Source organism: Bradymonas sediminis, assembly GCF_003258315.1.
Taxonomy (GTDB): Bacteria; Myxococcota_A; Bradymonadia; order Bradymonadales; family Bradymonadaceae; genus Bradymonas; species Bradymonas sediminis.
Genome location: NZ_CP030032.1, coordinates 2,770,508 through 2,782,422, shown reverse-complemented (window position 1 = coordinate 2,782,422; position 11,915 = coordinate 2,770,508). Strand labels below are relative to the sequence as shown.

The following is an 11,915-nucleotide window of genomic DNA, read 5'->3' as shown; positions in this document are numbered from 1 at the left end:
GGGCCGGGGGCCCTGCAAGAGCCCCAGGGCTTGCCCTGGGGTGGAGGTGCGGGTGGGCTGGGTCCCTAACACCATCGAACGTGATTTTTTGGCAGGCCGATGGGTCAAAAATGACGTCGAACGTGATTTTTTGGCAGGCCGATGGGTCAAAAATGACGTCGAACGTGATTTTTTGGCAGGCCGATGGGTCAAAAATGACGTCGAACGTGATTTTTTGGCAGCCCGATAGGTCGAAAACGCCGTGAGGTGTGACACTATGGCACGGTCGATGGGTCAAAAATGACGTTGAACGTGTGTTTGGTGGCGCAATATCGCTCGGAAGCCACGCGCGATGGGGTTTGGAGGGAGCGCGATGGGTCAAACGGGGCGAGGGAAGTGCTTGCAATGGCGTGGTCTCCGTGCATATTTGCCCCTGCGGCGCCGGGCGCGTCGCGCATATACTTCAATCAAAAAGGAGACCACGATGAGCCGCCATTTTGAACAAGCCGAAGGCCTTTGCGAGGAGCGCGACCCCCGGACCGAGGGGTTTGTGTTCAACCACACCATGTTGCGCATCAAGTCGCCCAGGCGCACGATCGACTTCTATACCCGCGTGATGGGCATGACCCTGGTGCGAAAGCTCGACTTCCCCGAGATGGAGTTCAGCCTGTATTTCCTGGCGACCCTGGCCCCCGAGGCCGAAGCGTCCTGGTCGGATGAGGCCGACGCGCGCATGGTCGAGACCTTTTCGCGCCCCGGGTTGCTCGAATTCACCCATAATTGGGGCGACGAGGACGACGAGAGCGTCGCCTATCATAACGGAAATAGCGCGCCCAAGGGCTTCGGGCACCTGGGCTTTGCGGTGCCGGATCTGGACGCGGCCTGCGCGCGCTTTGACGAGCTGGGCGTCGATTTTGTGAAACGCCCGGAGGCCGGCTCGATGCGCGATATCGCGTTTATCCAGGACCCGGATGGGTATTGGCTTGAGATCGTCGAGCCGGCGTGTTTGCCCGAGGCGCTCGGCGAGCACCTGGGCTAAGCCCGGCGAGTGGGCGCTCAGAAGTCGAGCACCTGCTGGGCTTCGGGGCTTGTCAGGTCGACCTCGAGCCGGCCTGAGTCGCCGGTCCAGGGCAGGGTGGTCTGGGCGCCCGCGTCGAAGTCAGGCGCGGGCAGGTCAAGCGTCGCCTCGATATAATTCGCCGCGTCGAAGAGGGTCTCGATATCGTCGTCGCCCGACTCGATGGCGACCCGCTCGGTCTGCAGGGCCTCGAAGATCTGGTCAAACGGCAGCTCCTCGAGGGTGTCGGGCTCGGCGAAGAGCAGCGCGTGCTTCTTGCCGTGCAGTTGGATGGTGACCAGGTCCTCGTCGAGCTCGGCGTCGTAGCGCTGCCAACTCAGCAGATAATTCGGGTCCCAATCCCCCTCGGGCTCCTCAACCGGGATGAGCGACAGCAGGGTGAGCTGGGCGTCGATGAGCTCCGAGGTCGTCGCGTCCGGGTTCTCCAGCATATCGCGCAGCCACGCCGCGTCGTCGGCCAGAGCCTCTTTTCGCCACTGAACCATCCAATTTGTTCGAATTTGCTCGGTCTTTTTACTCATCATCAACCCCTATTCATCTGGTAAATATTTGCTGGTTAGATATCGGTGATATGTCTGGAAACTATCGCCTGCTCAGCGCAGAAGCAAGAGACTTTGCGCCGCTTCATATCGCAATCCTAGGGGCGCCGGCGCCGGCTTTAGCGAATGCGTTTTTCGATGGCCGGCAAGAGCTCGCCGGTCGGCCCGCGCAGGGTCAGGTGGGCCAGGGCGCTGAGCTCGGTGGGGTTGGGGTTAATCTCGATAAGCTTGGCGCCGTGGGAGCGGGCCAGGCCGGGGAGCATCGCGGCCGGGTTGACGATGCCCGAGGTCCCCAGAAGCAGCACCAGGTCGGCGACGTGCGCGGCCCCCTGGGCCTGCAAATAGGGCGCTTCGGGGAGTTCTTCGCCGAAGAGGACGACGTCCGGGCGCAGGCGCCCGCCGCATTTGGGGCAGCGCGCGCCGAGCAGGTCCTCGGGCATGGTCTTAAGCGGCGCGTCGCAGTCCATGCATTTGGCCTTATAGAGCGAGCCGTGCAGGTGCCAGACCTTGGCGGGCGGGTTCGACCCGGGGCTCTGCGCGATAGCCTGCTCCAAAAGGCGGTCCACGTTCTGGGTCACGATGGTGCAGGGGCGCGACTGGCAGATGCGCGCGAGCGCGAAATGCCCGGCGTTCGGGCGCAGGGGCTCGAGCATGTCGACGACCTTATGAAACCAGGTCAGGGCCTCGTCGGGCTTGTCGCGCAGGGCGTCGACGTGGGCGTATTCGAGCAGCTTTGAGTCGTTATAGAGGCCGTCTTCGCCGCGAAAAGTCGGGACCCCCGATTCGGCAGATAGGCCGCTGCCGCAGAAGACCAGGATATGGTCGGCGTCGCGGATCCAGCGGGCAGCGGTGGCAATTTTGGAAGTAGTCATGGGTGGGATCTCACGGGGTATCAGGAGCCTAGGAACGCGATGACCGCATCGCGAAAGGCGTCGGGGGCTTCGATGGGGATGGTGTGGCCGACCCCGTTGATCTCCTGGTGGCGGCCGCCGGCCAGCTCGGCCAGGGCGCGCGCGCCGTCGTGGGTGACCAGCAGGTCCTGGTCCGACGAGATAACTAGGGCGGGCAGGTCGACGTTTTTAGCCAGCTCGGCCAGGTCGGGGTACTCCATCATGGACTCGAGCAGGGCCTGCACGCCGGCGGGGTCATTGCGCTGGACGGCGGCGCGCACCACGCCTTTGAGGATCTTCTCGTTGGTCTGCAAAAAGTCGTTGCCCAGGATCATCGGCAGGGAGCTCCAGCTCATGGCCTCGAGCCCGCCGCTGGTGAGCACGCCGTGCCAGCTCTGAACGATGGTGCGGGCAAGCGCCGTGGGGCGCGCGGTGGCGCTGCATAGCACGAGCTTGGCGATGCGCTGGGGCTGCCAGGTGGCCATCGCCAGGCCGACACGCGCGCCGTGGCTAAACCCGACCAGGTGCACCTTTGCGAGCCCTAAACTTGCCAGCAGGGCGTCGAGATCCGCGGCGTGCAACTCCAGGCTCAGCGCCAGGTCGCCCAGCTCGCTGTCGCCCTGGCCGCGCGCGTCGTAGGCGAGCACGCGAAAACCGGCGGCGACGAACGCCTTGGCCTGGCTATTCCAATGCGCGGTCGATTGGGTCATGCCGTTCAAAAAGACGACGACGTCGCCATCTTGGGCGACCCCATCGGCCTCAAAACCGTGCGCCTTATAGTGAATTTTGCAGCCGTCTTGGGTGCGGAAATCAGCCATATTTACGCTCTTGGGTGCAATCAATCAGGAGGAAATTGTCTAGACGGGAGAAATCCCGGGTGTAGTCTGCCGAATTTTTGACACTTCGGCCAGCAGCGTCGACAATCTGCGCGCTGGCGGTGTCCAAGTCCAGCCCAAGTTAAGCTGAACACGCCTGCTTCCACTCTTGTTCTTCACCCGCTCACCAAAGAATAACGATGCGTCTCTTGATGCGAAACTACGCTCCCAGGGTTTCATCCTTCGTCGTGCTTCCGGTTCTCTTGCTGGTGGCGTGCACGCAGGTTGGCGGGCGTAGTGGCGCCGAGGGCGCGTTGGTGCTTGAGACCCGGGCGAGCGATTCGGCCCAGGCGCGCGCGACCCAGCGGGGAGCCAGGGCGAGCGCCGAGCGTCAGCCACACGAAGATACTAAGCCCGCGAGCCCCCGGCCGCAAACGCCTCCAGACGACGCCTCGCCGGCCGACGAGGCGCTGGTCTTCGCGGTGGTCTCGGACCTCAACGGGCGCTACGGCGCGCAGGATTACGCCGATGGCGTGCACGAGTCGGTGCGCTGGTTGGTCGAGGACGTGCGCCCGGACCTGGTGGTGTCGACCGGCGATATGGTCGCCGGCCAGCGCGCGGGGCTCGATTATGAGGCGATGTGGGCGGGGTTTCACGCGGCGGTGACGACGCCGTTTGCCCGCGCCGGGATTCCGTTTGCGGTCACGCCGGGCAACCACGACGCGTCGGCCGGCGCGGTATTCTATCAGGAGCGCATCACTTTTGTAGAGCAGTGGCGCGCCCGGCGCCCGCAGGTCGAGTTCGTCGACGACCGCTTCTACCCGCTGCACTACGCGTTTAAGACCAAGGGCGTGCTCTTTGTGTCCCTCGACGCGACCACGGTCGGGCCCATCGACGCCACCCAGCGGCGCTGGCTGCGCGAGGTGCTCCAGGCCAACCGCGACGCCCGGGCGAAGGTGGTGTTCGGGCATATCCCGCTTTACCCGGTGAGCCAGGGCCGAGAGACCGAGATTCTTCGCGACGCCAAGCTCGAGGCGATGCTTAACGAATTCGACGTCGACCTGATGCTCGCCGGGCATCACCACGCGTATTATCCGGGGCGGCGAGGAGACCTGCGGCTGGTGAGTATGGCGTGTCTGGGCTCGGGGCCGCGCAAATTGATCGGCAGCGACGTGGTGAGCCCCAAGAGCGTCGTGGTAGCGCGGGTGGCGCCCGACGGCGAGGTCAGCCTCGACGCCTACGCGTCCACGTCGGAGCGACACGGCGCGCATCCCAAGATTGAGCGGTCAACGCTGCCGGAGTCGCTAAATGAAGGCGCGCAGCGGGTCTGGCGCGATGATGTGACGGAGGGGTTATAGGCTAAGCGGGAGCGCGGGCGGCTCGCCCGCCTTGGGGCAAGCCGCCCGTGGTTTGGTTGTTGCTGAATAACTGCCGAATAAAAAGCCGACGCTCCTTGCAAGGGGCGTCGGCTTTTTTAGTCGCCTCAATCATGCGGCGGTGAGGCTATCCCAGGCCGCGATAGATTGGTCTAGACACGGTTGATGCGTGTTATCATCTTATAGACATACACCTAGAGACGCATTGCAACTTCCGCCCGAATCGTTGCAGCTCTGACCGTGGCAGGCCGCATCCCGGCAACCGCCGCGGTTGTTGCAGCTGTAGTCGGTCCCGGAGGCGCATTCCTGGGGCGGCGCGCCGGGATAGATATCCGGGTTGTTGTCGTCGCAGTCGGGTTGGAGAGTCCCGCTGACTTTATGAGTGTAGCCGAGCGCGGCGTTGCAACTCGACATGTAGTCACTAATGTCCGGATAGCCGTCGCCGTCGGCATCCTTATAGTGCATGCCCGTGATGCCGTCGTCGATCTCACCGTTGCAGTCATTGTCGCGGCCGTCGCAGATCTCGACGCCGCCGTTGCTCGGAAAACAAACCGGCTCGATGTCACCCGGCACTTCATCGCAACCCTGGCCCGGATAGATGCCGGGCATGGTGTCGTTGCAGTCGCCGCCCTCGGTGGCGGTATAATAGGCGGCCGCGTCGCAACCCTGCACCGAGTCGGCGCTCTGCCCATAACCGTCGCCGTCGATATCCTTATAATAGGTCTCGCCGCTCAGCCCGTCGTCGACCGCGCCGTTGCAATCATTGTCGATGCCGTCGCAGATTTCGACGCCGCCATTGGTGATCTCGCAGATCCCCACAGGCCCCCCGGTGTCCTCGGCGATGCATTTGATCGGCCCGCTGGTGCAGACAGCGCGGCCGTCGGCGCGGCAAATCTCGCCCATGCACCCGGGGTCGTCGCAGGAGGCCGAGCCGTTGCAATTATAGTCGATGGGGCTGGCGCACTCCATGATCGGAGCGTCCGGGTAGACCGACGCGTTGAGGTCGTTGCAGTCGCCACCGGTCTGGGTGGTGTAGTTGTTGGCGGCGTCGCAGCCCTGGACCGAGTCGGAGTCGTCGCCGAAGCCGTCGCCATCGGCGTCCTTGTAGTAGGTGCCGTCCAGCCCGCCATCGACCTCGCCGTCGCAGTTATTATCGAGGCCGTCGCAAATTTCGACCCCCCCATTGGTTGGCGTGCACGCGTACTCGCAGCCGTCCGAGGTCGCCTGGCCGAGGTCCTGGTTGAGGTCGTGGAATCCGGCGTTGCACTCGTAGGTGCACGAACCCACGGTGCAACCGACCGCGCTGCTATTGGCCGGCGCGTCGCAGCCGCTTAAGTCGAAGCTGGTGCACTCGTCGGTTGAGGTGGTGTCCGGGGCGCTGGTGTCGGGCGAGGTGGTGTCCGGGGCGCTGGTGTCGGGCGAGGTTGTGTCCAGGTCCTCGTTGGTGTCCGCGCCGGTGGTGTCCGCCGCGCCAGCGTCGTTGTTGCTCGGGTTTTGCTGTGCGTTGCCGGCGGTCAGCGCAGCGTTATCGCTACAATTGACGCCGCTGAATCCCGCAAAGAGCACAGCCAAAATAACAAGAGACTTTCTCGTGGAGAATAATTTCATCAGAAAACTCGCAGTATTACGAAGTAAGTGTGTCGGGAATAGAGCCGATACCACCGACTATAGGGGGCGCTGGCGGGAATCACGAGGTTGTTTTGGTGCAACTTTGGTGCGATTTTGGTGCAAAATTGGCGCAATTCATAGGAGGGCGGACCGGGGGACGATGGAGCACAAAAAAACGCCCTCAACACAAAGGTTGAGGGCGGGTAAGGGCGACACCGAAGCAGGCGCGTCGCCCAAGCTCGTGGAGGCGTTCTGCCTCGTTCTAATAGGGCTCGCCGCACAAGCATAACTGGCCATCGGGGCAGCAGACGCTTGGGCCGGGGGTTAGACAAGCACAATAGTTGCCGAATCGACAGTCCGTATCGTTGCGGCACTCTCCGTCGGCAAGTTTTTGGCAGGTTGATCCCATGCCACATCGCCCGTCATCGCCGTCGTCGGTGAGGCACAGGGCTTCTGGGCCCCATTTGCACGCGAACTCCTCGCAGAGGGTTCTGCCGCTGCAATTATAGTCGATGGCAGGTTGGTGGGTGCCGGGGTTCGGGCCGCATACGGGCGCACCCGGATGGACGTCGGCGTTTGTATCGTCACAGTCGCCGCCGCGGGTGATCGTGACCCCGTTGGCGAAGTCGCAGGCCACCGGTCCGCTTGACTCGTCACCATACCCGTCGCCGTCGCCATCCCGGTAATAATTTTGCGGCAGGTTATTGTCGATAACGCCGTCGCAGTCGTCGTCGAGGCCGTTGCAGGTCTCAGTGCTGGGTAACCCCGGCTTCACGCTGCATTCGGTCTGCGCGCCGTCCGCTGAGCAGACGATATTGCCGCTGCGCTGGCACTGTCCGAGCCCCACCGTGCAGGCGTCTCCGAGATCGGCAAATCCCTCATCAACCTGTCCGTCGCAGTTATTGTCCAGGCCGTCACAGATTTCGACGCCGCCGTTGGTCGGCGCGCAGGCGTATTCGCATCCGTCGGAGCCCGCGGCGCCGATGTCGCCGTTTAGGTCCAGATACCCGTCCTGGCACTCAAAAATGCAGCTGCCGAGCACGCAGCCAGCGACCTGTGTATTCGCCAGGGCGACGCAGGCGCTGGTGTCTTCGCTTGTGCAGTCGCCGGGGTCTACTTGCGACCCGGCGTCTTCGGCGTCTTCGGCGTCGCCGGTATCCGGCTGGCTCGTGGCGTCCGACGCGTCGGCGCGCGTCGGGTCGCTGGCGTCGGCGTCGGCATCCGCGTCTGAATTCCCATCCACGTCTGTGGTGTCGGCGCCGCTCTCGCCGGTGTCCGATGGACCGTCGGCGTTGGTGTCGGTCACGCCCGTGTCGAGGGTGTCCGCCGGGCCGGGTTTCTCGGAGGTTCCGATATCAATACAATTGACCATAATTAGCGCGAGAAGCGATAATATAAGTAGTTTTAGCCTTCTGACAGCGGATGTCATAGTATTATGCCAAGATTAGAGAGGTTTGATTCAGCGTGCGCATCTAGTCTATTTTACTCATGCTGAGAGATCAAACGAGAGCAGTCTATTGCCCCGGTCTTAAAGGCCCGCGATTGGCCGGAAGATGCTGGGTTGCAAGGCGCAGGTCCTCGCGCGACAATGGGGCTGCGGTGCTTGGCCGAAGAGGACTTTGGTGGTTGAGCCGAATCATTAGAAGTGATGCGATATTTGGATACGGTGTTATTTGACGCTGTGTTTTTTCCCGGGAAAACGGACGAGCCTTGAGCATTTCTACATCAAATCACCGCGCGCGACCTGCGCAAATCGAAGTCGGCATTTCCGGGCGTTTGCTCGCTCTTGTCGCCTGCATTTCGCTCATGACCGCCGGTTGCAACCTTCATGCAGACCTGGACTCGGTGCAGTACTCGGGCGTTGGCCCAGCGGCTGACTCGAGTGACGCTGAGCGCGACGCCCTCGGCGACGATGTCGACCCGGACAGCCAGCAGCCCCCGGAGGATATCGGAGAGGAAGGGGACGCTGGCCCGGACGTCGATGTTGAACTCGGCGATGAATGCGCGCTGGTCGGGACCTCCGGTTGCACCGCCCCGAATCCAGCCTGTGTTTACGATGAGGCTAGTGAACGAACGCGTTGCGTAGGCCCAGATGAAATCGGCACCGGCGGCGAGGGCGACGATTGCACGACCTTCGCCGACTGCGCCGACGGACTTGTCTGCGTGGATTGGGCCTTGCCAGACCCGCGCGGCTCGGTCTGCTCTCGCCCCTGCGAGATAGGCGCGCCAACCCTTTGCAGCAGCGGACAATTCTGCGCCTCCGCCGATGTCGACATCGCCGAGGGGTTGGGTTTTTGTACCGATGGATGCGACCTGATCAACTTCGTCGAGAGCTGCCAGAGTTGGGAGCGCTGCGTGCCGGACCCCTTCCAGTCGGAGGTCGCGTTCTCGTCGAATTTCCGTTGCCTATTAAATGATGACGGCGGAACGGATGCAAATGGTGTCCCCAATAAGCGGATTAGCGCGAGCTGTAGCGCGGCACAACTCCATGAGGATGGGTGCCCGGCCGGGCTGACCTGTTTGCCTGTGACGACGAACGGCACGACCCGGGAGCATTGCATTGAACCGTGCGAGGTGGGCGCCTCCGACATCGACTGCACATTTTTTGATAATATGAATTCCTGCAAGCCGATCGTGGACTCCGGCGGCTTCGGCTTTTGCGATAATTAAAACCCGCCGCCGTAGCGCAGATAAACGGAGTCGATGCCGCCGGTGTCGAACCCATGCGCGTAGCCCAGGCGCAGCGAGCCGCCCAGAAAATACCCGAGCGTGGTGTCGAGTTGAACCTCGGCGCCAGCGCTCTTTAGGTAGGTCTGGTCGCGTAAATACCCGCTAAACGCCCCGCCCATTTCGAAAAATACCGAGCCCTTTAGGCGGCGAATAAAGACTGGGACCGTCGAGAATCCGTGTTCAAAATCATAGAGCGGCAGTCGATATTGGGCGCGCCAGACCTGGTATTGGTCGCCGCGGGAGAACCCGGGCGGATAGCCCCGAAGCACAAAGGGGTTGCTGGGGCGCTGCAGTACGATCGCGGTGAGCACGTCCTGGGGGGAGTAGCCGCCCAGGCCGTAGCCGCGCGCGCCGGGGAAGTTGGAGCGAATGATCCCGCCGTTGACCCCGAGGCTGAGCACATGGTGCTTCAGATAGGGCACCGAGACGTATCCGCTGAACCCGTAGCTGAAGCTCACCGAGTTTTGCTCGGGCTCGCGCAGGCTATAGTTGAGGCCGACGCTAATCCGTCCACTCACGCCATCGGTGGGGCTGATCCCCTGCGTATAATAGTTGAGGCGCGAGTAGGAGAGGCCGAAGTTGAGGTCTTGGAACCAGCCATCTTCGGGCGAAATGGGCTCAAGATCGGCGGGCTGGTGGTTCGGGGTTGGGGCGTCATAGAAGCTGGAATAATGCATGCGCGTCGACGCCGACAGGCTCAGCGCATCGTCGGTGGCGCGGATGGGATAGCTCAGCGATACGCGCCCAAATAGCGTGCGCTCGCTCAAGGGGAGGTATTGGTTTTCGGCGAAGAAATCGCGCATCGCAGGGAAGGTGCGAAAGCCGGTGTCCAGCCCCATTGTTATGGGCCAGCCGCCGAATCGGTAAGCCGCGCTGATGGCGGAGCTGCGGTCGGCAACCTCCGGGCCGGTCGCCCAGGCGGCGGCGAGCTGCCATTGATGGTGGTCGACGGGGTCGTGCCCCTCAAGCGTCGCGCCGAAACCGGCGCCCTCGAGCAGCAAGGCGACTTCGGGGGTGAAGGTCAGCGGCGCGACCCAGCGCCACGGTTTATAGCCCGAGTCGACCCACTGGCTGGTGTCGACCTCGGGGTAGTCGCGGCGCAGCGCGCCCCGGAAACTCGCCGGAGCGGGGCGCGGCGGGTTTTCGGCGCGCGCAAAGCGCCCGATCTCATAGCCGTCAACGGTATAAGTCCTGACATAGACCCAGCGCCCGTCGGCGCTCGCGACCGGGTCGAACGCCCCGCTCAGTACATTGCTGAGCTGGGTGACCTCGCCCGAGTCGATGTCCATGGCGTAGACGTTAAAGATCCGGGTGCGGTCGCTGGAGAAATACAGCGTCCCGTCGGGGCCGAAGTTCGGGTCGAGGTCGGCCGCCGCGTCGTGAGTCAGCGGGCGAAGGCGCGCGCCTTCGGGCTGGTCAAAATCATAGAGCCACAGGTCGCGGGTGCGCCGGTCCAGGCGCCAGGCGCTAAAGACGATGATATTCCGGGTGGGGTGCCAGGTGGGCGATGAGAGCTGTTGCCAGTGGCGCGGATCTTCGGCCGGCCACTTGCTCGCGCCGGCCAGGATTTCGGGCGGTGTGTGACTCGACTGGTCGAGGCGGCGCACCGCCAACTCCATGGTACCAAAGAGGTTTCGCACATAGGCCACGCGCCTGCCGTCGGGCGAGACGGCCGGCTCGCGCGCGCGCTCATCGTGGGTCAGGCGGCGGCGCTCGCCGCTTTGCAGGTCGCGCGCGAAGAGATCGTTATAGGAGTAGATGCTATCGCGCACGGTTCGCTTTCCGTACACGATTTGCTCACCGTTCGGGCTCCAATCATGGGCGCCGCTTGCGCCGTTTTCCCAGAAGAGCAGCCGACTTTTGCCCGAGGCGTCCAGGGTCGAGAACGCGGCGTGTGATTCCATATTTGCCCGGTAATAGGACACCTCATCGTGTCCGGGGCGAAGGCTCGGGTAGCCATTTCGCCCGCCGCCTTTGCTCAGGATTTCGACGCGGGTCGCACCGGCCGCCATCACCGCGACCCGCCGGGCCTGAGACTCCCCCTGGGTGGCGGCGGTAAACTCATTCCAGAGTTCGTCGAAGGTCTTGGGGCCGACCTCTTTGGCGGTTTGGTTTAGGCTAAATGGCATGATGCGACTGCCATATTCATGGTTAAACCGCCGGGGGAAATCCCGGTCATAGGTGCGCGTGATATAGTCCAGAAAGAAGCTGCCGTAGATATAGGCGGCGCTGCCCTGGGGCCAGCTTACGGGGGTGCCGGTGACCTGGCCGAGGGTGAATAAGTCGTCCTGCAGGGCGGCGGTGTGAAGCCACATCTGCATGCGGGCGTTGTTGACGCGCCCGGTGCCGCTGCGCTGGGATTCGAAGTGGGTGGCCAGCCCCTCGGTGTACCAGCGCGGCATGACCTGGTTCGGGTTGAGCTGCTTGCCGATGACGCGGTTGAGCAGCGCCGCGATGCCGCTGGTGGTGTCCAGATGCAGGATGTGGACGAGTTCGTGGTAGACGAGGATGCGCAGCCAATCGTCATAGTGGCCCAGGGTGCCCTCGGGCTCCGGGGGCATCGCGTAGATGCGGATGCGGTTGCGCTGAAAGACGTTGGCCGACCCGTTGGCGCTGTCGCTTCGGTCGCTGACTGCGACGTGGGTTTTACCCTTAGGCTCCCAATCAAGCAGCGGCGTGAGCACCGCGTATGCCTCCTCTTGGAGTAGCGCGACGCGCCGGGCGAAGTCCTCCATCCCGCTATAATAGTGGACGTAAAAATGCTGCGTCTCGATGGTATAATATTCGAGGGACGGGTCATCGAGCGCCTGCGCCGTGCGCGGGGCGGCGCTCATCAGCGCGACGACCAGCAGCATCGCCCCGAAGATGGCTGCCCCGAGGTCGGGGCGCATCGGAGCGCG

Annotated in this window: 9 protein-coding genes; 3 read left to right on the top strand and 6 right to left on the bottom strand. The window is 63.2% G+C overall.

The features are described from left to right. The first annotated feature begins 463 nt into the window (after positions 1-463). Positions 464-1,018: a lactoylglutathione lyase gene (gene gloA, locus DN745_RS10530; protein WP_111334653.1), complete on the top strand. Its 555-nt coding sequence runs from the start codon at positions 464-466 to the stop codon at positions 1,016-1,018. Between the two features lie 17 nt (positions 1,019-1,035). On the opposite strand, the gene DN745_RS10525 is transcribed toward gloA, so the two are convergent. From DN745_RS10525 to DN745_RS10515, 3 genes are all read right to left on the bottom strand, one after another. After that, a complete protein-coding gene (locus DN745_RS10525; RefSeq protein WP_111334651.1) occupies positions 1,036-1,581 on the bottom strand; it encodes a hypothetical protein in 546 nt (181 codons plus the stop codon). Positions 1,582-1,715: 134 nt separating this feature from the next. Further along, positions 1,716-2,468: an SIR2 family NAD-dependent protein deacylase gene (locus DN745_RS10520; RefSeq protein WP_111334650.1), complete on the bottom strand. Its 753-nt coding sequence runs from the start codon at positions 2,466-2,468 to the stop codon at positions 1,716-1,718. 20 nt (positions 2,469-2,488) lie between these two features. Further along, on the bottom strand, positions 2,489-3,304 hold the full coding sequence (locus DN745_RS10515) for an alpha/beta fold hydrolase (RefSeq protein WP_111334648.1): 816 nt from the start codon (positions 3,302-3,304) through the stop codon (positions 2,489-2,491). A gap of 197 nt (positions 3,305-3,501) precedes the next feature. Between DN745_RS10515 and DN745_RS10510 the strand changes: the two genes are divergently transcribed. After that, complete coding sequence (locus tag DN745_RS10510; RefSeq protein WP_111334646.1) at positions 3,502-4,659, top strand: metallophosphoesterase family protein; 1,158 nt, start codon at positions 3,502-3,504, stop codon at positions 4,657-4,659. A 198-nt stretch (positions 4,660-4,857) separates the two neighbouring features. Here the strand turns inward: DN745_RS10510 and DN745_RS19565 are convergent, their stop codons facing one another. Both DN745_RS19565 and DN745_RS10490 read right to left on the bottom strand, forming a co-directional pair. Continuing rightward, positions 4,858-6,285 carry a MopE-related protein gene (locus DN745_RS19565; RefSeq protein WP_204354968.1) on the bottom strand — a complete coding sequence of 476 codons (1,428 nt, stop codon included), beginning with the start codon at positions 6,283-6,285 and terminating at the stop codon, positions 4,858-4,860. A 262-nt stretch (positions 6,286-6,547) separates the two neighbouring features. Then, positions 6,548-7,657, bottom strand: a complete 1,110-nt coding sequence (locus DN745_RS10490; RefSeq protein ID WP_162687596.1) for a MopE-related protein — start codon at positions 7,655-7,657, stop codon at positions 6,548-6,550. 434 nt (positions 7,658-8,091) lie between these two features. Here DN745_RS10490 and DN745_RS10485 point away from each other — a divergent pair, with 434 nt between their 5' ends. Next, positions 8,092-8,955 (top strand): hypothetical protein, encoded by an 864-nt coding sequence (locus DN745_RS10485; RefSeq protein WP_133621777.1) that lies wholly within the window; start codon positions 8,092-8,094, stop codon positions 8,953-8,955. Here DN745_RS10485 and DN745_RS10480 read toward each other — a convergent pair. After that, positions 8,952-11,906, bottom strand: a complete 2,955-nt coding sequence (locus DN745_RS10480; protein WP_162687595.1) for a PD40 domain-containing protein — start codon at positions 11,904-11,906, stop codon at positions 8,952-8,954. The two genes, DN745_RS10485 and DN745_RS10480, sit on opposite strands and share 4 nt — an antisense overlap. Positions 11,907-11,915: the final 9 nt, after the last annotated feature.